This window comes from Dehalobacter sp. DCM (genome assembly GCF_024972775.1).
Lineage (GTDB): Bacteria > Bacillota > Desulfitobacteriia > Desulfitobacteriales > Syntrophobotulaceae > Dehalobacter.
Genome location: NZ_CP092282.1, coordinates 3,156,126 through 3,181,346 on the forward strand (window position 1 = coordinate 3,156,126; position 25,221 = coordinate 3,181,346).

A 25,221-nucleotide genomic window follows, 5' to 3' on the forward strand; every position below is an offset into this window, starting at 1 on the left:
GAGGCAGATATGGAACTGCTCGAAGTTATGGAACCGGTGCTTTCCCCCAACATTGCCAAAGGTGACGAATGGCTCCACCAAATCAAATGGGACGGGATCCGGGGTATCACCTATATTGAAAACGGCAATGCGCATATCTATACCAAAAGCGGGCGCGAACGAAGCGCTTTCTATCCGGAGCTGAGCGGGATTACCCGGCAACTCAACGGTCACCAAGCAGTAGTTGACGGTGAATTGGTTGTTTTTGACCCGCATAACAAGCCTGCCTTTAATCTGATTATGAAAAGAGAACACCTGCGAAATTCGACGCGGCTGGAGCATTACCTCAAGTACTATCCGGTACGGTATATCCTTTTTGATTTGTTGTACTTGGACGGCAAAGACCTGCGTCGATACCCCCTGCAGGAACGCAAGCAGAATCTTGTACGCTATTTATCCGTTTCGCCTGAGGTTGGTATTACCGATGATTTTAATGATGGGCACGCTCTGTTTGAGTTAATGAAATCTAAAAATTTCGAAGGGATTGTCTCCAAGAAAAAGAACAGCCTGTATGTTTCGGGCAAGAAACATACGGATTGGTTCAAAACGAAGATTAACAAGAAGATTCTCGCTGTGATTGGCGGATTGTCATTAAAGGATCACTTTCCAAATTCACTCCTTCTCGGTTATTACCAGGAAAATCGTCTGATCTATATTGGCAGTGCAAGCATCGGGCTAACCCAAAACGATTTGCAGTTGCTGAAAAAAACCGCTGTAGATTTAGCACAGGATCAAACTCCTTTCAGCAATTTAATTGCACGCAAAGACGCGATATGGTTTCGTCCAATCTTAACGTGCTGGGTCAGTTTCCTGGAATGGACGGAAACCGGGGGTCTCAGGCATCCTAAAATAATCGGCTTCAGTGATTTATCGCCGACCGCAGCCCAAGGAAAGGAATATATCCTGGAATGAACCTCGATGTTGACGGAAAAAAAGTTCCCATCACGAATCCGGAAAAGCTTTTATGGCCCAATCTAGGCATTCGTAAGATAGATTACCTGAGAATCCTTTTAGAATTAGGGCCTTATCTCTTACCCTATACCCAGGATCGATTACTCACAGCAATTCGCTACCCTAACGGGTATCAGGGAAAATCTTTTTTTCAAAAAAATATCCCAGCGCATTCCCCTTCATGGATCCCGACTCATCTCTGGCATGACAATCAGTATATTATTATTCGGGATAACGCGGTTCTGGCCTGGCTGGGAAATCAGGCGGCATTAGAATTTCATATTCCCTTTAATTCATACACACAGGCGGATTTTCCGAGTTCCCTGGTGTTTGATTTAGATCCTTCGGAAGGCCAGACCTTTGACGATGTAACGGAAGTGGCTCTGATTATTTTTAATGACCTGAACACATTAAATATTAACAGTTTTGTAAAAACATCAGGCGCCAGCGGCTTACAGCTCTATATCCCAGTCGGCGGAAAATATGATTATAATACCGCCAGGAAAATCAATGAATTCTTCGCCCATTATTTTGGACAGAAATATCCCGAGAAAATCACTATCGAGCGCAGCGTCGGTAAACGAGGGCGAAAGCTGTATTTTGATTACCTGCAGATGTGGCAAGGTAAGACCATCATCTGCCCTTACTCACCTCGCGCAACAGAATATGCGTCCGTCGCTGCCCCGCTGGAATGGAATGAACTAAAAAAGGGCATTCACCCCAAAGATATCACCCTATTGAATATTGGCACCAGGCTGAAATCAAAAGGAGATCTCTTCGCGCCACTGCTTAACGGGGGAAAAAATACGGATCTGGATTTTATCCTGAAGCATTTATCATAGTGCCTTGTAAACTCTAATTCCTGTACATCCTTGCGGCAGATTTCATGTAATACTGCGTTGTCTTGCAGCTCCTTGCCCTCCATGGCATCGCTGCATTCGTCCATCCGTGGACATTAATCGGCATACGCTCGGTATGCCTTGCCTCCGACGGCCAAGGATGGCCTAGTGTCGCGATGCCATGGATGGCAAGGAGCGACCGCCTTGTCTTACAAGAAATCTGCTCACAATTATATTACAGTTTTAGAGTTTACAAGGCACTAGATTGATGAAAAACACCACGCTGGTGCATTTTTTATTTTTTTTGAATCAGACTAAATAAGATAAATACCAGGAGGCAATACGATGACCGAAACACTATTAGAAAAAACAGAAGGGCGGATCAGTTATCATGATTCCGTCGAAGAAATGATGAAACGCATACGGGAAGATGGGATGTCCAATGTTTTCGACCGTTATGCCGCACAGGAAAAGATCCGCTGTAAATTCTGCTTGGAAGGATTGAGCTGTCAGCTGTGTACCAACGGGCCCTGCCGCATCAGTGAAAAGACCGGACTGGACAAAGGGGCGTGTGGCATCGGCGGCGATGCCATGGCTATCCGCAATGTTCTTCTGCGCAATATCATGGGTGCAGGCACATACAGCCACCATGCCTACGAAGCCTTCCGGACACTCAGAGCTACCGGCCAAGGTAAAACGCCGTTCCAGCTGACCGATGTCGACAAGTTAAAATGGCTGTGCGGTCTTGTCGGCATTAACGTCAATCAAGATCAGAATCAATTGGCAATCCAGTTGGCCGATTTTCTCGAAGCTGAAATGGGCAGAGATCCGGATAACCCCAGCGTGATGGTGGAGGTCTTCGCTCCGAAAAAAAGGAAACAGGTATGGAAAGACCTCGGCATCTATCCGACCGGTGTAAACCATGAAGAGCAAAACGCGGTTGCCAGCTGTCTGACCAATGTTGACGGAGACTATGTCTCTTTATCCAAAAAAGCCCTTCGCTTGGGTCTTTCCACCATTTACACGGCACAGATCGGACTGGAAATGACCCAAGACATATTATTTGGCACGCCACAACCCCATGAAGTCAATGTTGACTTAGGTATTATGGATCCGGACTATGTCAATATTGTCTTTAACGGCCACCAACCCTGGGCCGGTGTCGCTACGATCCTAAAAGCGCGTACTCCGGAAGTGCAGCAGCGGGCAAAAGACGCCGGTGCCAAAGGACTTCGGATTGTCGGCTCGATTGAGACCGGGCAGGAACTGCTGCAGCGGTTTGTTATTGATGATGTGTTTGTTGGTCTTATGGGGAACTGGCTGTCAATTGAACCTCTGTTGGCGACAGGTACGGTTGATGTCCTGGCTATGGAGGAGAATTGTTCCCCTCCTGCCATCGATCAGTATGCCGAAAAGTACCAGATCACCCTGGTCGGCGTCAGTACAATCATCAATCTTCCCGGCCTCAATCATCTGATACCGTATTACCCGGCGGAAGTCAGTTCGATGGCTGATCAGCTTATCGATTTGGCCATCATCAACTTTACAAAGAGGAAGAACAACATAACTCCCCACGTACCGGCCAAGATCCAGAAGGCGATTGCCGGCTTTTCGACTGAAGCGGTGCTGGCTGCCCTGGGAAATAAACTCGACCCGCTGGTAGACGTGATTGCATCCGGCAAAATCAGAGGCGTCGTTGCTTTAGTTAATTGTTCCAGTCTGCGCAATGGTCCCCAGGATTGGAATACGGTCAATGTCGCCAAAGAACTAATTAAGCGGGATATCCTGGTCGTCAGTGCCGGCTGCGGCAACCATGCGCTTGAGGTTGCGGGCCTTTGCAGTATCGAAGCCCAGAATATCGCCGGCGAAGGGCTGAAGGAAATCTGTCAAGCTCTAAAAATACCCCCGGTTTTGAGCTTTGGCACCTGTACGGATACCGGTCGGATTTCTATGCTGGTGACTGCACTTGCCGATCACCTTGATGTAGATGTACCGCAGCTACCGATTGCCGTCACCGCCCCGGAATGGATGGAACAAAAAGCCACCATCGATGCGGTTTTTGCTTTGGCCTACGGTACGTACACCCATCTTTCCCCAACCCCGTTCATCACCGGCGCGCCAAAGCTGGTCAAACTGCTTACTGAGGATGTTGAGACACTGACCGGAGGAAAAATTGCCTTAGGGGATGATCCTGTTCAAGTCGCTGTCGATATCGAAAACCATATTATCTGCAAGCGCCAAGCTTTAGGATTACAATAGCACCGCGTATAACGCCTCAAAATATCCCAGTATACCTTTCTTCAAATGCGATGCAAATTATTCGTATTTGGGGCTTGTCCGTCTGCACAATACACTTTTGGCGCTTGTGCCCTCCATGGCATGCCGCTCCTACACCCTCCATGGTGTCCGCGGCATTAGGCCATCCGTGGCCGTCACAGCCGCACTCCGCCTTCATGCTCGGCTTGGCGCTGGAAATGTGCCACCCATACCTACTATTGGGTCATTTAGTCTGAGTAATGGTTCGAAGAATGCTTTTAGCAGGTTTTTAAGACAAGGGGAAAGTTTAAGTTATCCCATATTAAAAGAAAGGGCTGCTGTCTACGAAACCTGATTCGTGACAACAGCCCTTTCTATAGAAACTGATGATACTTATAGAAACAATCCAGATACTAATAACTATACAGGCAATAAAGAGAGTTATAGAGTTTTACAGAGACTGACACTAATTTATTACTGCTTTCTATTCGTAGGAAGACGTTTTAAACGTGATTTCCGGGTATTTGTCCTTCAGACGGTCAAGATAGTACTCGTCTTCGAGCAAAACGACCAGCTGGTCATCCAAGTCCTTAACACACAGGTTGCGCAACCCTCTGAGGTTTGCTGTATCCACCGGCTTATCGCTTTTGACCCAGCGGGCCATATGGTGAAGGAGATGATGCAACTGAACACGTGTACCGTATTCATTTTGCAAACGATATTCAAGAACTTCAAATTGAAGTTTACCGACTACGCCGACAATCATTTCTTCTGGACCATCCATAAATGTCCTGAAAACCTGTACAGTACCTTCTTCCGTCAGTTGTTTTAGTCCTTTCTGAAACTGTTTGTATTTGGAAAAATCAAGGTTGATGATTTTTGCAAAATACTCGGGTGAAAACTGCGGCAGCTTCTCGAATTCAAAGTCCGCAGATTCCGTTAGCGTATCCCCGATCCGAAATATTCCGGGGTCAAACAATCCAACAACATCGCCGGGGTAGGCTTCTTCAAGGATATCACGATCCTGGGCTAAAAATTGCTGCGGCTGGGGCAATTTTATTTTTTTCCCGCTGCGGACATGATTGGCCGCCATACCGCGTTCGAACCTCCCGGAGCAAACCCGCATAAAGGCGATACGATCACGATGAGCCGGATTCATGTTGGCCTGGATCTTGAAAATGAATCCGGAGAAGTTCGGGTCTGTGGGTTCGATCAGGCCAGCCGTACTTTTTTGCGGCCGCGGCGCCGGCGCCATATCCAAAAATTGCTCCAGAAAAGTCTGAACTCCCACACTGCTTAACGCACTGCCAAAGAATACCGGTGACAGCATGCCCTGTTGAATCATTTCATCATCAAAGGCATCACCGGCAATATCCAGAAGTTCCATATCTTCACATAGTTTATCGTACAATGCCGGCTCAAGACATTCTTTTAGCGCCGGGTCTTCCAGTCGTCGCTCGTCGGCATAGATCAGCTGCCGTTCACCGTGACGATAGAGTTCCAGACAGTTCTGCCTGCGGTCATAAATCGCACTGAAATCTTTGCCCATCCCCACCGGCCAGTTCAACGGGACAGTATTGATCCCCAATACATCCTCGATTTCCTGGAGAACATCCAACGGATCCTTGCCAAATCGATCAAGCTTATTGATGAACGTAAAGATAGGGATTCCACGCATACGGCATACTTTAAATAATTTGATGGTCTGGGCTTCTACTCCCTTGACTAAATCGATCAACATGACGGCACTATCGGCAGCCATCAGGGTTCGGTAGGTGTCCTCACTGAAGTCTTCGTGCCCCGGTGTATCCAAGATGTTGATATGAATGCCGTTATAGGTAAACTGCATCGCACTCGAGGTTACGGAAATCCCACGTTCCTTTTCTATTTGCATCCAATCGGAAGTTGCGTACTTGCTAGCTTTCCGCCCTTTGACCGTTCCGGCCAAACGAATTGCGCCGCCAAAAAGAAGAAGTTTTTCCGTTAATGTCGTCTTCCCGGCATCCGGGTGGGATATGATGGCGAATGTTCTTCTGGGTTTAACCTTATTATCTATTGTCGTGTTTTCCATTAAATTCCTCAGGTTTCTCAAAATGTACCCATCCGGGCCATTCACTATAATATCATAAACTTTTTATTTTTAACACCCGCATCGCATTCAGCACCGCAATCAGTGCAACGCCCACATCCGCGAATACAGCTTCCCAGAGGGTAGCCATACCCAATGCGCCAAGGGCTAAAACGACAATTTTGATTCCCAAGGCAAATAGGATATTCTGCCAGACGATGTGACGTGTCTTGCGCGCGATTTGGATCCCTTCCAGTAACTTTGACGGTTCGTCTGTCATCAGGACGATATCGGCCGCTTCGATTGCCGCATCCGAGCCTAATGCTCCCATAGCAATGCCGATATCCGCCCTGGCCAGTACCGGCGCATCATTGATCCCATCCCCGATGAAAATCAGTTTACTGTTCTTTTCCTTTTCTTCCTCAAGCTTTTCTAATATCGCTACCTTTTGATCGGGAAGCAGCTCCGCATAAACGTGATCAAATGCCAGCTGTTCCCCTATTTCCTCACTAACCGCGCGGTTATCACCGGTCAGCATGATAATATTTTTTATACCGGCTTGACGTAAGCCGTTAATTGTATTGGGAACATCTTTTTTTAGGATGTCCGTTATTAATATATGGCCGGCATATCGGTTTTCGATAGCGATGTAAACAAGCGTACCCAGTGCAGAAGCCCTTTCAAAAGAAATCCCCTTGTTCTCCAGGAGTCGGACATTGCCGGCCAGAATCCGCTGTCCTTTATAGAAAGTCTCTACACCCTGTCCGGGAATTTCCGTGTAGTTTTCCACATTATCTGTGTTTATCTTCTGCCCAAATTCTTTCAGAATGGAAACAGCAATGGGATGTCCGGAATAACTTTCTGCCGCCGCTGCCCATTCCAGGATATTTTCCTTAGTATACCCGTTTGCCGGTACGATCTCGGCAACTTTAAATACGCCTTCCGTCAGAGTACCAGTTTTATCAAAAACAACGGTTCGCACTTGGTTTAGAGCTTCAAGGTAATTGCTGCCCTTAATGAGGATGCCGTGGCGCGAGGCGCCGCCGATCCCCCCAAAAAAGCTCAGGGGAATGGATAGAACCAAGGCACAGGGACAGGATACCACCAGGAAGATAAGCGCCCGGTTGAGCCACTCACTGAAGGTTGCCCCCGGCAAAAGAAGCGGAGGGAGGCACGCTAAAAGAACAGCACCTAAAACAACTGCCGGGGTATAGTAATGGGCAAATTTTGTGATGAAATTTTCCGTCGGTGCTTTTTTGACGGATGCATTCTCCACAAGCTCAAGGATGCGGGCGACCGTACTCTGACCAAATTCTTTAGTGACTCTGACCCGCAGCAGCCCGTTGATATTGATAAATCCCGCCAGAATATCACTGCCTTCTTCTACTTCTCGCGGCGCAAACTCACCTGTCAGCGCCGAGGTATCGACAACGGACCGACCATCAAGAACAATACCATCTAAAGGCACTTTTTCTCCGGGTTTGATCAGAATCATTTGGCCGACTAGCACATCTTCCGGTGCTGTTTTTCTCTCCAGCAAGCCATCAATGAGGTTGGCATAATCCGGTCGTATATCCATCAGAGTCGCTATCGATCGTCTGGACCGTTCAACGGCGCTGTCCTGAAAAAACTCACCGATCCGGTAAAATAGCATAACAGTAACCGCTTCCGGATATTGCCGGAGCGCAAAAGCGCCGATGGTGGCAATAACCATCAAAAAATTCTCGTCAAACAACTGTCCCCGCATCATGTTGCGGAGCGCATGATACACCACTTCCCCTCCAATCAGCAAGTAACTAACGAGAAACAAGGTGAATTCAACGGTTGGCGTTAGTTCAGCCACATAGGGAACAACAAACAGAACAACACCGACCAGTGCGGACCAGAAAAGAGGACTGCGCAACTGATTGTTAAAATCAACCCAGCGTATACTTTGCTTTTCTGTTTGTTGTTTTGGTCTTTTATTTGTAAGCTCAACGACGTGAACACCACTCTCAATCCGTTGAATGATATAGGTGATTTGTTTAATGATATCCGCTTTATTTTCACGTTTTCCTAATTCTGGATCTAATTCGATGAAGAATTTTTTACTGACGAAATCTAAATTCGCCGCATTAATTCCCTTCAAGCGTTGGACGGCTTTTTCTATCTTTGCCGCACATTGGGCACAACACAGGCCTTCGAGCATCAGTGTGGTTTCAACCGTTTTTGCAGACATACTCTTTTCTCCTTATCATGATGTCTTTTCTATCAGCTTTTAACCGTTAGTCTTTAAAGCGCACGGCCTCAACCTTCCTTAACATGGATCATTCCCTGATTGAAAATCCCCTGAATATGCTCGTCGTCAAGGGCGTAAAAGACGATTTTTCCTTCTTTCCGATTTCGTACAAGCCGGCATTGTTTGAGTATACGCAATTGATGGGATATCGCGGACTGCGTCATATTCAGCAAAAAGGCCAGATCACACACACACATTTCCGCTTCCGAGAGCGCCCAAAGGATCTTGATGCGGGTCGTATCCCCAAATACTTTAAACAGTTCAGCCAGATCATATAGATTTTCTTCTGCAGGCATAACGTCTTTGACCTTTTTGACAATGGCATCATGAATAACTAAACAGTCACATTTCATAAATTCGCTTTTATCTGTCATTAGCTCTTTCAACTCTTTTCTGCACCAACTTTCATCTTCATGTCATATCCGTTAGTACTTGATTTCTGCATTAATTTGTAATACGTGTTTAACACTTGAATACTTGAATAATCATTCAATTATTTAAGTATAGTTTATGCTTCTTCTTCGCCCATAGTCAAGATTAAAAATATTCTTTAATGCCTTCAAGACATATAACTCATCATTCGTAGCCGGTAAATATTGATTTGAGTTTTTTAAAGCCATGGGTAAACGCAAAATACAGATGCCCTGACACGGAGTAAACCAGCATTAATGATAACACATAGTGCGATAAACGAACGGGGTTAAGACCGCCTGCCGCTTTAGCTGTCCCCTCAAATTTTTTTGAATAAAGCGCCAGCCCTGTTATGATCTGTATCGGAATCACCAATGCAAAATTCGTGATGAGCAGTTTCTGCCCGGGGTTATATTTGGGATACGTCACTTTTTTATTGCTTAGAAAGAATTCATATTTTAAGAATCCTGGAAACGACAGCCATGTTTTGCGATTGGGAATAATCTCCCTGTAGTTCTTATCCTTAAACCCGTAGACAATCCGTGCGAGAAATGAAAAGATCAGTGCGTATTGTGAGACAGCATGGACTTTTTTTGCGGAATCCATCGTATGAAAGACGTTGAAACGGGACGGGTTATGGATATAAAAACCGCTTAAAATTGACGTGATAACAGCTGGGGCATAGATCCAATGGAGAATAATTGCCGTTCGTGTATGCCGTTGTTTTGCTTTCATCACTGCAGCCTCATTTCTTTGAGAGGCGAACCGGGGGTTATGATATGTGTTGAGCAAGAAGAACAGATATCAAAAGCCCTGATGACACGGCCAATCTCAATGGGCTGAGCTTCATCCGCTATGGACGTACCAATCAGCGCTTCCTCAACCGGCCCTTTTTGTCCAGTATCATCCTGAGGTGAAAAATTCCATGCCGACGGTGTAATGATTTCATAATGAGCAATCCTGCCCTTCTTTATTTTCAGCCAATGTCCCAGTGGTCCGCGCATGGCCCCGGTAAGGCCAACACTCTCTGCTTCCATCGGCATTTTAAACGACGAAAAAGTCGGCTCACCCGGCCTGATCTCAGCCAGCCAGGTTTCCATAACTCTGCCGGTTATTTCTGCTTCCAAAGATCGGGCCCTAATTCGGTCCATGGTAGATATTCCGTTACGGTAATCCCCGCGAATCCAAAGTCGGACCAATGGTCCGCCTTCCATAGGTATTCCAAAATAGCGCGGTGCTTTGACCCAAGAATAAGCGTCCTTTTTGTCAACGTCAGCCACGGTTATACCGGATCCAGGCTCTGGGGCAGCGGGATTATCACTATACCAGGATCGACTGATGTGTTCTGTGATATTGGAAAGATTCACGTCCTTGAGCTCTCCGTTGAGAACGGCACCACCAGGTAAATATCTCTCTCCTGTGTTTCCGGCCAACGGAAAGAGCCCGAACTCCAACATATTCAGCTTCCGTTTGCCAATATTAAAATAATCGGGGTAATAATCAGCCAGAATATGGGTATCATCCTGCATCGTCGTTCGAATAAATTCGTTGATCTTCTTTAGTTTCGAATTAAAGTGCACAATCACATCCGCGGTCGGCGCCACACTACAGCCGCCGGCTAAAATACTATGGGGGAAAGGCGTCTTGCCGCCAATTAAAGCAATCATTTCCGTAGCCAACCGGCTTATTTCAATAGCTTGAAACATATTTTTCACCAGATTATCGTTTACGTTTTTAGGAAAACGTTTATCAACGGCATAGCCAGTATCAAGAGGGGATAACTGCGGGCCTTGGATATAATCTGTCAGTACAAAGAGATAAAAATGCCGAATATGATTCTGCAATATATCCGCGCCAACAATGAGATTGCGCATCAAATGACCGTTATACGGCACCTGGATACCCGCAGCGTTTTCCAGAGCATATGCCGCCGCAAGAGCATGCACGGATGAACAGATCCCGCAGATCCTTTCGGTAATGTAGCCGGCATCGCGCGGATCCTTTCCTTCAAGAATTCTTTCAAAACCGCGATAGAAAATCCCTCTGCACTGGGAATCAACAACTGTCTTGTTTTCGATAGTCACTTCTACGGCACTGCTATTATTCAGACGGCTTAGCGTACCAATTAATATTTTCTTCATGCTGGTTTCCTTAACAAATGTATTTTATGGTTTCACAGTTTTTGGCGTATCGGCATAATTGGTTATGATTCTGGATGCCAATTATTTTTTCCCCTTTTTGTGTTTTCCTAGGCGCATTGCCTTTATCGCGCGTAGAAGCGCTTTTGTTTTTTTCCTCCTCGGGAAATCATCGCGTATCGTCTGCGCCAGCCGCCCCGTCAGAACACTGCCCGCCAGATGTGATCCGATGCCAATGGCGGTAGCAGCCCCAGTGAATATTCCAAAACGGTTGGCTGTCAATTTAATACCAGGCAGTTTAACATCGGGCGAGTGCTCAAAAAAAGGTACGTCCCCGTCGATGAATTCAGGGCTGGTGCACCCGATACACGGTGTGTTGGCTTTAACCGGCCAATTGACATGTTCCCCATTCCACTGGCGGTCAGGACAGTCGGCATAGGTCGATGGTCCTTTACAGCCGATTTCGTACATACACCATGGTTCTCCGTGCGTCTTGGCAAACAAGCTGTTATCAAAATAACTGCGACGCTGGCAGCGATCATGTACTGTGTTGCCAAAAAAGAGTTTAGGACGTTGATAATTGTCCAATGCAGGAACCTCGCCCTTGACTAAATAAGCCAGCGTTCCAACCATCCACTCCGGGTTGATAGGACAGCCGGGAACGTTGATAACTTGTCTGTCCAGTACTGCCTGCAGCGATACGGATTGTGAAAGATTTGGTGCCGCAGCATAGATACCGCCAAAAGCAGCGCACGTTCCGGCAGCAACCACATAGCGCGCATTGACACTTAATTCCCGTACTGCATCCAAGGCCGTCCACGGCTTGCCTTGACGATACCCGATAATGGAATAGCGGCCCTCTGAAGCCAACGGAATACTGCCTTCGACGATAAGAATATACTGACCCTTACACGACCTTTGCGTCTCCTCTAGAATCGCCATACTGCTGTTACCTTCAGATCCCCCCCCGAGATAATCATAACGAAGATCGATCATGTCGGAAATAAAACTCTGATAGGTTGGATCAAGTGTATTCAGCAGGGAAAGCATATCGCCGGCACAGGTATTAGTCCCTAACCAAATAACGGGCGGTTTCTTATGCCTGCCAGCTGATAAGGTTTGGGTTACAGCATTGATATTATTCTTGTGAAGATATGTTATATGATTATTGGTATTTTTATTGCCGTGACAGATACGATCATTGTCCATCACTGTCGCTTACCTCACCCATTTAGTTTGGAAGCTTTTTTGGCATGAACCCTCATCAGTTAAAGGGTTAAAATCAGTGTTCGATATTAATCTAAATCTATTATTTCCTGCCACCTTCGTACTATACCAAAGGATTTTTTTAGTCTATACGACGTGCTTAACGCATAGATATTTATGATTGGCATTGTATATCGCCATGGAAGGATGATAGGCAATGAAACTAAAAAGAAAGATTCTGCCCCTGCATCGTAAGCGTATTCTATTTATTTTGACCTTTATTCTTCTGACTGCAACTCTCGTGGTCCGAGATATTTATCTGAAACCGGAAGTGACCACGAGCCAACTTTTTGATCAGCCAAATCCGGATACCCCCGCCTATGAGGCTGTCATGAAAAGAGATATCCTTTGCCTGATGCTTGCTTATCCCAGTTATATCACCGGTATTGAAAAAACAGACAATAATCAGGTTTATCTTGTCATGAAGTCCGGCCGAAAAATTTTATACGATGATGAAAAGGAAAAAAACACCTGGCAAATATCCGATAACCCGGATCTACAAGATATGATGCAACAAATCTATCCATTGGGCAATATAAGCACGTTGATGCTCAGTCACAATAATCCCGGCTGTCTAAGGGTCTATCCACTGCTTAAAGAAGTATATGGTGTCAACAAAAAAACGATACTGGCCAATTTGGTTAAGGTCAGTATCGGTTATAAATATGTGGAATTTAACCAAAATAACAACGCCTCGATGGCCTTAGCATCCGTTATGAAAGAACTTCTTCCGCTTTCCCGGCAAAGCAACAAGATCTATGCTGCTTCTTTTCCCTGCAGCGGCGCCTATAATTATCGTTTGATTGGCGGTACAGGTCGTTTAAGTTCCCATGCATACGGTATAGCCATTGATCTCAATAATAATAAATACGATTATTGGCGATGGTCAACGCGCGAAGAAGGCCAAAAGAGACTGGATGCCTATCCCCAGGAAATACCCCAAATTTTTGAAAAATACGGGTTTATCTGGGGCGGCAAATGGGGAAATTTCGATATCATGCACTATGAATACCGCCCGGAAATCATTTTAAAAGCACGGTATTTTTCTGAAGATCCTATTTCAGGTATTCCATGGTATGCCGGTTTGCAGAATGACAAAGAAGCATGGCAGTATATTTGGCAGATCGAGAATAGTCTCAAATAACCATTCAATCGTCAAATACATCATTCGGGGATGACATTGGGATCTTTATCATATAATAATAGTGTCTCTAACAACCATCGTAGTTTATACAGTAATGATCATCATGGATTTAAAAGGCTTGTCCGATGAATCCTCCGGCTATAGCTGCGGTGAGTAATGTAATCAGCTGGGCAATCAGACTTTCCCAGCGTTTGGCTGGTTTGCCTTCAATTTGCCGAATCCTTTCTTCATGGTCGGTAATCTCGCTGTCATGTTTTTCCATCAAAGAGGTAAGCCGGATAATCGCCTCCTGAACATCTTTGATCTCAAGCTCGCAACGATCCGTCTTTCCTCTTTCATTGCTCAGGTAATTCTCCAGCGCCTTGTGGCGTTCATCGCATAATTCCTGCAAAACCATCTTTTTCTCCATGGTCCTGCTCCCTTCATGATATCTGTATGCATTAATAGATTCACTATATCTTATAAAAATTGAATAGTTATGTTCCCATATACTGGTATATTGTGTTATATTTTAGGAAGTAATGCGACCCAAGGACATAATCGTTTCAGCTTACCTTGAAATGGCAGGAGGCAGCAGCGCTTGAATAAAAAAGAATTGGGACTCATAGGCGAGGACCTGGCGACGAAACACCTGGAACAAAAAGGTTTAACCGTCGTGAAACGTAATTATCGCTGCCCCAAGGGCGAGATGGATATCATTGCCCGCGAGGGAAAAATACTTATTTTTGTCGAAGTCAGACTGCGGACCTCCACTGTCCGGGGATATGCAGAGGAAAGTATCGGCCTGTGGAAAAAACAGCGTTTACGGAGTATTGCCACTTACTTTTTGCTCGAACAGGGCTATGAAACATGGCCGGAAATCCGCTTTGACATCGTGGCGATCAACGTGATCGAAGGCAAACCGACGATCAATTGGCTTCAAGGGGCTTTATAGAGCAACAAGAATCCATAAAAACCAATACCAGAGGAAAAATGCCTTAAATAGATTACAAAACAGACAATTAATTTCCATATATTGTCTGTTTGTGTTATATTTTAGTAAGGGCCATCTTCAATGGTAGGCTTTTTATTCAGCTAGAATAGGTGGTGTCTCATGTTTGCATCTATTAACGGGATGGCTGTTGATAGCTTCACGTCGCGCCCTGTTCAGGTCGAGGTGGATATCAGCAACGGCTTGCCCGGCCTGGAAATTGTCGGTTTAGCAGCGACGGCAGTTAAGGAAGCCCGTGACCGCGTGCGCTCGGCGCTGAAAAATTCCGGCTATCCATTTCCATTGCAGCGCATCACAGTCAATCTGGCACCCGCTGATCTAAGAAAAGAAGGATCCGGACTGGATCTGCCGATCGCGTTAGGGATACTTGCGGCAATGAATGAACTTGATACGTCGGCTCTGGAGAAGTTTGTTTTTGCCGGTGAGCTGTCCCTGGAAGGGCAGCTTCGGCCTATCCCTGGTGTATTATCCATAGCCCTTCATTTAAGAAATACGCCGTTTTCCTTGGTTATTCCCCCGGCAAATCTCTCAGAAGCCCGGCTTGTGGATGATTTGATCAGTGAAAGTGCGGTCAGTCTTGCCGAACTCGTCCAAATCTTAAAAAAAGAGCAGTCTTTCAGCGTTTCTCCCGCAAACGTCATTTCTCCGCCCACCGAAACAGTTCACGCGGATTGGTCCGATATCCGGGGACAAGCCCAAACGAAACGCGGTCTGGAAATTGCTGCTGCCGGCGGCCATAATTTAATCATGGTCGGTCCGCCGGGTTCCGGGAAGACCTTGCTGGCCAGAGCGTTTGCCGGTATCCTGCCGCCATTGACTCGTGAAGAGAGCCTGGATGTCACACAACTCTACAGCTTAGCCGGAATCCTCCATGAAGCAGGCAGCCTCGTCACTGTCCGTCCGTTCCGTAATCCACATCATACGGTAACGGTTGCCGGCATGATTGGCGGTGGTCAAAAAATTAAAGCCGGTGAGCTGAGCTTAGCCAATCATGGCGTTCTCTTTTTGGATGAAATGCCCGAATTTTCACGAAGTGTTTTGGAAGCCCTTCGCCAGCCGTTAGAAGACAGAAAATTAACGCTGATTCGGCTGCGTGAACGGATCGAATTCCCGACGCGGGTCAGTCTCATCGCGGCGATGAATCCCTGTCCGTGCGGAAACTTCGGTGATAACGGTCGGGAATGTTCCTGTACTCCCCAGCAAGTCCATTTATACCGCAGCCGTGTTTCGGGTCCTCTGCTCGATCGCTTTGATCTTCAGCTGGAGGTTCCCCGGCTGAGCTATGATGAATTGAAAAACGGAGAGAGTCCGGAAACATCAGACAGCGTCAGACATAGAGTCATAAAGGCCAGAGAAATCCAGTGGCAGCGCTTTAGCTGCTGCCGAACTAATGCGGAAATGACCGGGAGAGAAACCCAAGCGTTTTGTGAATTGGACCCCGCCGGCGAATCACTCTTCAAGAAAATATTTGATAAAAGCCTATTCAGTGCACGAGCTCACGACCGTATCCTCCGTGTGGCCAGAACTATTGCCGATATGGCTGGATCAGAGATTATCCGTGTGGAACACCTCGCTGAATCGCTCCAGTTCCGGGCGTTGGATAAATTGAATTAGGAAAGCCGGGGATTATACCCCGGCCTTATATATGCTCATAAATACATCGTACTTATTCAATGCTACATCTAATAATTGACTAGCAACAACCATTTTATGATCTGTTAGTATCTTGTTCTTTTCATATAACGTGTACATATTTAACCGCAGCTCTTCTATTTGATTTAATAATTCCTCAAGCTCAGACATACACAATCCCACCTTTTGATTAATAGGAATGTTATCGCAGAATAAGCAAAGCATTACCAAAAGAAGCATAGAGGAACATACAACGTTGTTTACGGACAATGTACAGTCTCTATTAAATTATTGACACCTTTCATTTTATTGGTAACTATAGCATTGAGATTCCCATGTTTAAAGCCGTCTAATCGATAGAATCTTCCTGAAAATTCCATTTACATCCCAGCGTATCATCAACGGAGCAGATATCTTCATTTTATACCTTCATACAAGCATATAACACCACCACCGTTTGAATATTGGAAATATACTAAATATTCTACATAATACACTATTTTCCTGCCAAGGAATATTAAGTAATGCTAAATTTTTTTTTTTATAAACATTTCTTTCCATCTATATTTAATGGGAAACTCAATTCCAACAAAATTATAGAAGTTATATCACATTCTATTTTCAGGTACATACACGAACAAACTCCTTCATTCCATAATATGGATTATCCAATGAATAAGGAGTGATGATATGCATCATCAGGTTCGTCACGGGGATAATTTGTCCAAAATAGCACGCCGTTATGGCGTAACCGTTATCTATATAATCAGACTCAACCCACATCTAAAAAAACGCAGACATCGAATCAATGTTGGCGAAAGAATCAAAATCCGTTAGAAAAAATGTGTTCCCGTAACTTGTCATTAACTGCCGCGAGATGTTAATTTATTGGCAAATTATTCTAAATCCGGAAAAATAGCGAACAGCCGCACGTTGCATCGGCTGTTCGTCTCTTGTAATCAGGTCAACTGGAATCATTTTCTATTTTAAGGTATAATGAATCAGAACCGTGACGTACATTTATTTAAGTAAAGGTAATCGTGCAAAGGAATTTGATCTTATGATGATGGAAATGGATCGAATACTGATTGAGCTCATCATCCTTACCGGGATCATCCATATCGTTGATACACTGGCCTACTCCGTACGGCTGAATTCGGTTAAGAGCGGCCAGGTCGTTTTATCATTTTCTCTGTTTAATATGGTTGTGCTCGTTTCCCGAACAGCCAATACGTTCCAAGGGCCATTAATCGGCAAAATCGTCGGTTACGGACTGACGCATAATATCGACCCTGCAGGGGATCTCCGTTTTGTTATCTTCGCCGCAACCGGCGGTACTCTTTTGGGAATCCTGTTGATACCTACTTTTTTAAAGGTATTTCAAGCCGCGGTCAAACGGTTGGAAGAAGCAGGATCGGTTCCCTCCCTGGTCATCGAAGCTTTGCAGGTCAATAATATCAAGCGGATTGTGAAGAGCACGGTGAGACCCTCTCGAAGTATGCTGCAAAAATTAAGGTACAGAGAAATCCCCAAACGATTCTTACTGATCAATATCATCGTCACCGGGATTTATACCATTGGTGTCATTGCAGCCCAGTATTCAGCGGTTTTCGTTCCTGCAGAAGACCAATTAGCGGCAGCCGCTGCATCTGGAATGGTCAATGGAATAGCCGCTATCCTTCTGACCTTTTTTATTGACCCCAAATCTGCCATCGTTACCGACGAGGCACTGCGGGGCAAACGGCCTTATGGTGATGTCAAAGCACTGGTTATCCTGCTTATCACCACGAAGCTGCTCGGGACACTGCTTGGTCAAGTGTTGTTCCTTCCTGCCGCCCACATGATTGCCTTGTTTTTTTAATAAGCAAATAACCATAAATCGACCGGTATTCTTTACCCGGTAACCTTTACTATCATCTCTTTGATCGGTGAAAAACTCTGCCGATGGATTTGACATGGACCAAAACGTTCAATCATCGCAAGATGCTGCGCGGTGCCATACCCTTTATGCCGGTCAAAGCAGTATTCGGGATAGATCCGATGCATGTCATCCATAAGCGCATCCCGGGTCACTTTGGCAAGGATAGACGCAGCCGCGATGCTGGCACTCAGACCATCTCCGCCAATTACCGCTCTTTGGCCTAATGTGATATTTAATGTGTCTCTACCGTCAATAATTATGTAGTCCGGGGTGTGCTGCAAGGCATCCAAAGCCCGGGTCATGGCAAGTTTCGTTGCATTTAAAATATTGATTAAATCGATTTCGCTTGCGGTTGCACTGCCAATGGCATAAGCAACAGCTTGATCTTTTATTTTTTCCGCTAATTCTTTCCGCTTCTTTTCAGATAACTTCTTAGAGTCATTGAGTCCCGGCAGATCAAATTCAACGGGCAGGATGCAGGCAGCAGCCACGACCGGTCCTGCTAATGGACCGCGCCCGGCTTCATCGATACCGGCTATACTGCGATGACCTTCTCTCCAAAGCCCTCTCTCAATCTCCAGAAGCCTCCCCATTCTCTCGGCTTCGTCCATGATAGTATCTCCTCAATTTAAATGATAAATCGTGTCATCAATAGTATCTTCTGTTTGAGGAATATGATCTTGTTCTCAGTCCATCGTCACTTTGGCAATCTTACCGCTGCGGAATTCACGCAGAAATATCTGAGCGGCCTTGAAGGTATCGATGCGTCCGCCGCTGATCAGACAGCCTCTTTTTCGGCCAATCAGCTCAAGTCCGAAACCAGATTCTGATTCATTCTCATCGCTTCTCTCCGCTTCCGTCATTTCCTCTGCCGTCAGCTTATAAAAGCCTGCCAGATCCTGCGGGTAATTGGCCTTCAGCCATTTTAGCAACCATAAAGCCAGCTCTTCCTGATCAAATACTTCGTCCCGTACGGCACCGGTGACCGCAAGCTTTCGTCCGACTTCGGGGTCATCAAACTTAGGCCAGAGCATTCCCGGCGTGTCCAGAAGTTCCACTTTATCATGGATTCGTACCCACTGATTGCCTCGGGTAACACCCGGTTTATTTCCCGTCTTGGCCTGAGAGCCGCCTGTCAATTGATTGATCAGGGTTGATTTGCCAATGTTCGGTATACCGACAACCATCACTCGGATCGGTCGTTCCCGCACGCCTCTGGCAGCCAAACGCTCTCTTTTTTCCGTCATCAGTTTTTCCAATAACGGGACAATATTTTTTATACCTATACTCGTTGTTGAACTGATCGCTAAAACCGGGCCATCCTTTTTTAACATTGTAACCCATTGTTCAGTCCGGACTTTATCGGCCAAATCCGATTTATTCAGAAGAAGCAGACGTTGTTTCGTCCCCAAGAGCTGGTTTAAAAGTGGATTTCTGCTGCTTAAGGGCAGTCGGGCATCAGCCAGCTCCAGAATGATATCGACCCACTTCAATTGTTCTTCGAGTTTTCTTTTGGCCCGGGTCATATGACCGGGATACCATTGTATGTTCATAATACTCCTTCATGGATCAGGCGTTAAAAAAGAGCTGAATTTCTCCAGCTCTTTCTCTTTTTTCTTTTTTAGCGGCGCTCTCTAATGCGAGCTGATTTACCGTAGCGATCACGCAGGTAGTAGAGTTTAGCTCTGCGGACAATCCCTCTGCGTACTACCTCAATCCTGTCAATACGCGGGGAATGCAGGGGGAACGTTCTTTCAACACCAACGCCGTTGGAAACACGGCGTACAGTGAATGTTTCCCTTAAGCCATCGCCCTTTCTTTTGATCACGAGACCTTCAAAGACCTGAATACGCTCACGCGTACCCTCGATAATACGTACGTGTACTTTGACCGTATCGCCGGGGCGGAAAGTAGGAATGTTATCTTTAAGCTGTTGCTCTTCAATTATTCTAATATAATCCATTAAAAATACCCCCTTCCTTGCCTAGATGTTCGTAACTCCTTCAACTAAGCCAGAGGACCATCCGTTTTCATACTGTACTATATTACCATAGACCGGAAATTTGCGCAATATCATAAGTGATTAATCATGCTGAAATAATCGGTCATTACGGCGAAATTTATCGTCATGTTACTATTTACTGAACGTCGATTTTATATTCCTTGAGTTTCCGATAAAGGGTTGATTTACTAACCCCAAGCAGTGACGCTGCTTTAGGAATGTTATTATTGGTATCGGAAAGTGCTTCTTCTATATGAACCTTTTCCAAATCCCGCAGGTCAAAAACGCGCTGGTTGATCGCAGCGTTTTCCTTCTTTGGGGTCAATAAATTGTTCGGTAGATGATCGATCGTGATCTCCTTGCCATTGGCAATATTGACAGCGTAGATGATTGTATTTTCTAATTGGCGGACATTCCCCGGCCAGCTGAACAGATCAAGTATTTTTTGTGTCTCCGGATGAATTTTCGAGGCCTTGATCCCCGTTTTCTGACAGTAATTCTGGACAAAATAGTTACTGAGAAGCGCGATATCACTCCCCCGCTCTCTTAGCGGCGGGATGTCGATAGACAACACGGAAAGCCTGTAATAGAGGTCTGCCCGGAAAAGATTCTTTTCCACCAGTTCCCAAAGGTTTTGATTTGTGGCGGCAATGACTCTAAAATTGACCTTTTTATGAGTCTGCCCCCCGATGCGCATAACCTGTTTATCCTGAAGGACCCTCAGCAAAACAGCTTGCAGTTCATAAGGCATGTCCCCGATTTCATCTAAAAATAATGTACCGCCGTTGGCCAGTTCGATTTTCCCGGGGCGTCCGTTGCGGTCTGCCCCCGTAAAGCTGCCGCCTTCATACCCAAATAGTTCACTTTCGATGAGCTCACGCGGCAAAGCGGCACAATTGACAGCCATAAAAGGCCCTTTGGGCCGGTTGTTGTTATGGATGGCCTGAGCGTAGAGTTCTTTGCCTGTTCCGCTTTCACCGATAAGCAGAATATTTTCGGATGACCCAGCAAAAACCTGACCAAGTTTAACTGCCTTTTTAAATGCCGGACTTTGCCCAATAAGATTATCAAATGAAAACCTGGCCGCATTTCCAGCGCGGACCGCAGCTTGTACGTTGACTTTTTCCAAGAGATTTAAACGTAAAACAGCCCCTTTGACCTGACTGGTATCCTGTTTAACAATAGGATGGATATGGATTAAATAGGATTTCCCCTCATCGCCTGCATGAACGATTTCTTCGAGTTCCATGTTATAGCCCGCTCGAACCGAGGCCATAAGCGGAGAATTTTTACTCAAGAAGTTTTTAAAGTTTAGTGTTTTTAGCTCTGCAATTTGGTTGTTTGCTTGCGAATTGATCTTGAGGATGGCAGCACCTTCTTCATTCAGATTAATTATATTCCCGAATTCATCAATGGTGATGATCCCCTCATCAATCACTGCCAACGTATTCTTCAATAAGTTATTAACATCTTCCAGTTCATTATAACTTTCTTCGAGTTGAATGCGGTTTTCTATGGCTGCTGCCATTGCTGTTACTAAGGCAAAGGTATTATAACAGATGATTTGAAAATTCGGATCCCAGGGAGGATGAATAAGCGGCTGAGCCAGGGAAATTACAGCATCAACCTCACCGTTTCGATCCAGAATCGGCACTGAGGTAACCACAAAATCTTCAAGATATTTGCTGTAGTGCTCGGGTCCCATGAGCTGGACCGGCCTTTTCAGTCTTCTGCAAAGAATATGGGCAGTGGTACCGGCAACATTCTCGTCAAACACTTTGCCTAGGAATTTACGTTCTTCTATAGTATAGTTATCGTTCAGACGATACAGCGGGATGCCATTTTTGTCATCTAAGGTTAGCCGATAAGCAAGGTCCGAGGGAACCTCGAAATGGTCAAACATTGATTTGATGAATTCAATGAGCAGCCGGTTTTCCTCTTGGCTTTCTTCGACGGTATGGGCAGAGAGTTGTTTTCCCAGTTTCAAATTTTCAGGATCGATACCTGCTTTTCGGCTTCTTATCCAAGAATCAGCAACCTCGGGGCTCAAATAAGGAGATTCCCTGGGGTCAACTAACTTATTGTCAAGAAAATCCTGTTTACATTGAACAATTCCTTCCCAACGTTTCCTTGTCATCTGCCTGTAATTGTCAACGTGAAATATGCCGGAAGTCATAGAATCTTCCTCTCTGTTTACATGATAAACAATTGGCCATTAATTTTTCTTTATTCGATTCTAAATAATAATTGTAATAGTAATCGTAATAGTGATTTTTGTAGTAATTGTAATACGTTATTATTTTTAGATTACCTTCATTATAATATTTTAACATAAACTCAAATTTCGTACTATAAAAGACAGACACCAAATTCATTACTTTTCTTGCTCCACATTCATACTCTGGGTTGGATAGGGTGGCATATGTAAAACAGCTGCTATAGAATATGTGACTTCTATAGCAGCTATTTTTTGTTCCTAAATAAATAGCGAATAGTTATTCAGGATATAGACTTGATTATTTTGGAGCAAAGAGCACCATTTTGGGTTGCCCGTTAATCTTTTTGGCCAGCTCCTCTACCGGACCATACTCCATGACAAGCGACTGACAGTGTTTAACGCACGTCGGCTTCTTTCCTTTAGCGACACGATCAGCGCAGAGATCACATTGATCCGTTGGGATGGGAATGAATTCATACTGCCATTTTTCTTCGCTGATCTGCCAGGGGCCGATTTCAGCCAGTTTGATCCCCCATTGATCAACAGGAAGTTTATGCTCCATCTGACAGGCTACTTCACAGCTGTGGCAGCCGGTGCAATATTGATAGTTAATTAGCAAACCATTCTGTGCCATTGTGTTTCCCTCCTCTATTCGGCTTTGTATACTTTGCATATTAAGGATTTACTATTGGAACCAAATCCGCTGCGGCCGAATTTCGCCGGAACGAGTTGATTGACATTTGCTTCGAAGACATCATAGAGTTTTTCCGGGTCTCTTTCCGGGTACCACCAGGCATGGTCGCAGTTAACCACGCGCGGGTCAATACCGACGGAAAGCTTGGCTCTCATTTTTACTTTACCGAGACGGTTTTCGATCCAGCACCAGTCGCCTTCTTTGATCCCATTGGCGGCAGCTGTCTTTGGGTGCATTTCCACGAGGGGATCCGGCCGCAAAGATCTCAGTCTGGAAATCTGACGGTGCTCGGAATGGAAGTAGGACCAATGGCGGGCACCGGTTGTCAGCACATACGGGAACTCTTGCATCAATTCCGGACTGCTAAGCGGACCTTCCTCCGGTTCTTCAAAGAACGGCAGCGGTTCCAAACCCCACTCGTCAAACAGCGTTGAATAGAGCTCAATGCGACCGGTAGGGGTGTTGAAGCCCGGGATTCCATCAAAACGCTGCTTGCCATTTTCATATTTATGGTACTCATATTCCGGATAAACCCAGTTTTGTTCCCGGGTTTCTTCAAATGACATGCCGATTTCTTTCATCGTATGGCTGAAGAATTCGGTCAGTGTGTCTCCCGGCCAAGCTTCCGGATTGAAGCGCTTACCAAGTTCATAGGTGATCTGCATGTCGGATTTACATTCACCAACAGGCTCCATCGCTTTATTAATGGTCTGGACATAGTAGTAAATGCTGCGGATACCGTCTCTCTCAGGGAAAGTCGCAACCGGAAGAACGATATCGGCACACGCCATGATCGTCGGTGTCATGAATACATCCAGTACAACGTTGATATCAGCATTTAAGAAACCTTTGAGCATTTTTGTTTCAGGCTGCATACCGGTACAAGCAATAGGATTCGTTGACAGCATGAAATTTCCTTTGATCGGATAGGGCTTACCCGTCAGCATCGCATCGACCGTCATATCGGTCTGGGACAGAACAACGCCGCCGTACTCATACATCGGATATTCTTTGCCGCCGATACGTTTTTCACACACGTCAAGCGGCAGCATTTCCTTTGGATCGGGTGGGTTCCAGGTTTGAATGTTAAACGGTTGGTGCGTCGGTATCATACCGCCGGGGATATCGATGTTGCCGGTGATGCACCACAGTGACGCTACGGAAAGTGATCCCGGGATTGCTTCCTTGGTCATATCCAACGCAAGACCCCATTGAACGGAAACGGGTTTCTGTGCCATCATTCGGGCAGCACGGCGGATTTTTTCTTCAGGGACCCAGGTGATTCGGGCCGCTTTTTCAACCGGATATTCAGCGACGCGTTTCGAATATTCTTCAAAGCCATAGCACCAGTTCTCTACAAAGTCCTTGTCATATATACCTTCTTTAATAATCGTGTCTGCCATCGCCATGGCGAGGGCAGCATCTGTGCCTGGACGGAGCTGCAGCCAGAGATCGGCTTTGGATGCAAGCCATGTTAGACGCGGATCGACAACGACAAGTTTGGAACCTCTCTTCATACAGTCGATGATCCAGTGTCCCATATTGCCATCGGCATTGGATACCAGCGGATTATTTCCCCAAATAAATATAACCGCAGGCGGCTGCCAGCCGGGATGATCATAACGATCTATAAAGTATTGGGAACAGTCCGGAACCGTATAAGTCCCCATCATCGTGTTGGAGGCAGCAATTCTCGGTACATAGCAGGATGCGCCGCTGAGATAATAAGCATAGTTCGGGCTGCCGAAAGAATAGCAGATGCGAACAAGGTATGGCGCGGTGCCGCGGCCTGTTCCGCAGCTGAAAACGACGGATTCAGGGCCGTATTCTCCTTTTATTTTATTGAATTCTGTTTCGATGATGTCATAAGCTTCATCCCAGCTGATGCGCTGCCATTTGTTCTTGCCGCGATCTGCTTTGTCACGTTTCATCGGATAGAGCAGGCGGTCCGGATGGTATTCCACCTCGGGCAGGGCCAGACAGCGGATACACAGACGTCCATTATAGAACGGATTTTCCTCGTCTCCTTCAACTTTGACCAGTCGACCGTTCTTATCGGTATATACCAGAACGCCGCAGCCGTCATGACACCCGGGCGCAGCCCAAGCAGCAGTACGGGTAACGGTCATACCGTCTTCTTTCCATCGCCAGGGTTTATCCCCTCCGGTAAATTTTACATCACTTTCTCTGAAGAAGTCTGGGCGAACAAATTCTTCTTCCTGGGCATTTTTTTTGATATCTTCCGCCATTATTTTTTCTCCTTTCAAAAAGTACTTAAGAATAGTAAGTTTTGTCCTATATGAGCCCATAGATCATGGTTTGACGTCTATTGATATTGCAAAAAGTGTGCCACTCATTTGCCATGATAAAAAA

The 25,221-nt window shown here is 45.7% G+C and carries 21 protein-coding genes; 7 read left to right on the forward strand and 14 right to left on the reverse strand.

Going from position 1 to position 25,221, the window contains the following annotated elements; genetic code table 11:
• Positions 1–9 precede the first annotated feature (9 nt).
• From LPY66_RS14665 to cooS, 3 genes are all read left to right on the forward strand, one after another.
• The gene (locus tag LPY66_RS14665; RefSeq protein WP_337985008.1) at positions 10–951 is read left to right on the forward strand and encodes an ATP-dependent DNA ligase; all 942 of its coding nucleotides are present in this window, start codon (positions 10–12) and stop codon (positions 949–951) included.
• Positions 948–1,832 carry a non-homologous end-joining DNA ligase gene (ligD, locus tag LPY66_RS14670; RefSeq protein WP_337985009.1) on the forward strand — a complete coding sequence of 295 codons (885 nt, stop codon included), beginning with the start codon at positions 948–950 and terminating at the stop codon, positions 1,830–1,832. The genes LPY66_RS14665 and ligD overlap by 4 nt, the downstream gene beginning before the upstream one ends.
• Before the next feature lie 342 nt (positions 1,833–2,174).
• Positions 2,175–4,088, forward strand: coding sequence for an anaerobic carbon-monoxide dehydrogenase catalytic subunit (gene cooS, locus LPY66_RS14675; RefSeq protein ID WP_337985010.1), 1,914 nt, complete (start codon positions 2,175–2,177; stop codon positions 4,086–4,088).
• 481 nt (positions 4,089–4,569) lie between these two features.
• Here cooS and LPY66_RS14680 read toward each other — a convergent pair whose 3' ends face one another.
• The 6 genes from LPY66_RS14680 to LPY66_RS14705 form a co-directional block, all read right to left on the reverse strand.
• A complete protein-coding gene (locus LPY66_RS14680; RefSeq protein WP_337985011.1) occupies positions 4,570–6,156 on the reverse strand; it encodes a peptide chain release factor 3 in 1,587 nt (528 codons plus the stop codon).
• Positions 6,157–6,208: 52 nt separating this feature from the next.
• Positions 6,209–8,371, reverse strand: coding sequence for a heavy metal translocating P-type ATPase (locus LPY66_RS14685; protein WP_337985012.1), 2,163 nt, complete (start codon positions 8,369–8,371; stop codon positions 6,209–6,211).
• 68 nt (positions 8,372–8,439) lie between these two features.
• Positions 8,440–8,805, reverse strand: coding sequence for an ArsR/SmtB family transcription factor (locus LPY66_RS14690; protein ID WP_337985013.1), 366 nt, complete (start codon positions 8,803–8,805; stop codon positions 8,440–8,442).
• 202 nt (positions 8,806–9,007) lie between these two features.
• Complete coding sequence (locus tag LPY66_RS14695) at positions 9,008–9,577, reverse strand: cytochrome b/b6 domain-containing protein (RefSeq protein WP_337985014.1); 570 nt, start codon at positions 9,575–9,577, stop codon at positions 9,008–9,010.
• On the reverse strand, positions 9,577–10,983 hold the full coding sequence (locus tag LPY66_RS14700; RefSeq protein ID WP_337985015.1) for a nickel-dependent hydrogenase large subunit: 1,407 nt from the start codon (positions 10,981–10,983) through the stop codon (positions 9,577–9,579). Before LPY66_RS14700 ends, LPY66_RS14695 begins: the two co-directional genes overlap by 1 nt.
• Positions 10,984–11,064: 81 nt before the next feature.
• The gene (locus LPY66_RS14705) at positions 11,065–12,189 is read right to left on the reverse strand and encodes a hydrogenase small subunit (RefSeq protein ID WP_337988099.1); all 1,125 of its coding nucleotides are present in this window, start codon (positions 12,187–12,189) and stop codon (positions 11,065–11,067) included.
• A 214-nt stretch (positions 12,190–12,403) separates the two neighbouring features.
• On the opposite strand from LPY66_RS14705, the gene LPY66_RS14710 reads away from it, so the two are divergent.
• Positions 12,404–13,390, forward strand: a complete 987-nt coding sequence (locus tag LPY66_RS14710; protein ID WP_337985016.1) for a M15 family metallopeptidase — start codon at positions 12,404–12,406, stop codon at positions 13,388–13,390.
• Between the two features lie 109 nt (positions 13,391–13,499).
• Here LPY66_RS14710 and LPY66_RS14715 read toward each other — a convergent pair whose 3' ends face one another.
• Positions 13,500–13,799, reverse strand: a complete 300-nt coding sequence (locus LPY66_RS14715; RefSeq protein ID WP_337985017.1) for a hypothetical protein — start codon at positions 13,797–13,799, stop codon at positions 13,500–13,502.
• Positions 13,800–13,970: 171 nt separating this feature from the next.
• On the opposite strand from LPY66_RS14715, the gene LPY66_RS14720 reads away from it, so the two are divergent.
• Both LPY66_RS14720 and LPY66_RS14725 read left to right on the forward strand, forming a co-directional pair.
• Positions 13,971–14,324: a YraN family protein gene (locus LPY66_RS14720; RefSeq protein WP_337985018.1), complete on the forward strand. Its 354-nt coding sequence runs from the start codon at positions 13,971–13,973 to the stop codon at positions 14,322–14,324.
• Between the two features lie 159 nt (positions 14,325–14,483).
• The gene (locus LPY66_RS14725; protein ID WP_337985019.1) at positions 14,484–15,995 is read left to right on the forward strand and encodes a YifB family Mg chelatase-like AAA ATPase; all 1,512 of its coding nucleotides are present in this window, start codon (positions 14,484–14,486) and stop codon (positions 15,993–15,995) included.
• Positions 15,996–16,007: 12 nt separating this feature from the next.
• Here the strand turns inward: LPY66_RS14725 and LPY66_RS14730 are convergent, their stop codons facing one another.
• Positions 16,008–16,184, reverse strand: a complete 177-nt coding sequence (locus LPY66_RS14730; protein WP_337985020.1) for an aspartyl-phosphate phosphatase Spo0E family protein — start codon at positions 16,182–16,184, stop codon at positions 16,008–16,010.
• A gap of 901 nt (positions 16,185–17,085) precedes the next feature.
• Between LPY66_RS14730 and LPY66_RS14740 the strand changes: the two genes are divergently transcribed.
• Positions 17,086–17,874, forward strand: coding sequence for a lipid II flippase Amj family protein (locus tag LPY66_RS14740; protein WP_337988100.1), 789 nt, complete (start codon positions 17,086–17,088; stop codon positions 17,872–17,874).
• 32 nt (positions 17,875–17,906) lie between these two features.
• On the opposite strand, the gene LPY66_RS14745 is transcribed toward LPY66_RS14740, so the two are convergent.
• The 6 genes from LPY66_RS14745 to LPY66_RS14770 all read right to left on the reverse strand — a co-directional run bounded on the left by LPY66_RS14745 (position 17,907) and on the right by LPY66_RS14770 (position 25,097).
• Positions 17,907–18,545, reverse strand: coding sequence for a ribonuclease HII (locus LPY66_RS14745; protein ID WP_337985022.1), 639 nt, complete (start codon positions 18,543–18,545; stop codon positions 17,907–17,909).
• Between the two features lie 75 nt (positions 18,546–18,620).
• On the reverse strand, positions 18,621–19,487 hold the full coding sequence (gene ylqF, locus LPY66_RS14750) for a ribosome biogenesis GTPase YlqF (RefSeq protein WP_337985023.1): 867 nt from the start codon (positions 19,485–19,487) through the stop codon (positions 18,621–18,623).
• A 68-nt stretch (positions 19,488–19,555) separates the two neighbouring features.
• Positions 19,556–19,897 (reverse strand): 50S ribosomal protein L19, encoded by a 342-nt coding sequence (gene rplS, locus LPY66_RS14755; protein ID WP_337985024.1) that lies wholly within the window; start codon positions 19,895–19,897, stop codon positions 19,556–19,558.
• Positions 19,898–20,072: 175 nt separating this feature from the next.
• Entirely contained in the window at positions 20,073–22,073 is a 2,001-nt protein-coding gene (locus tag LPY66_RS14760) for a sigma-54 interaction domain-containing protein (RefSeq protein WP_337985025.1), read from the reverse strand.
• 379 nt (positions 22,074–22,452) lie between these two features.
• Positions 22,453–22,788 carry a 4Fe-4S dicluster domain-containing protein gene (locus tag LPY66_RS14765; protein ID WP_337985026.1) on the reverse strand — a complete coding sequence of 112 codons (336 nt, stop codon included), beginning with the start codon at positions 22,786–22,788 and terminating at the stop codon, positions 22,453–22,455.
• A 14-nt stretch (positions 22,789–22,802) separates the two neighbouring features.
• Positions 22,803–25,097, reverse strand: a complete 2,295-nt coding sequence (locus LPY66_RS14770; protein ID WP_337985027.1) for a molybdopterin-dependent oxidoreductase — start codon at positions 25,095–25,097, stop codon at positions 22,803–22,805.
• Positions 25,098–25,221: the final 124 nt, after the last annotated feature.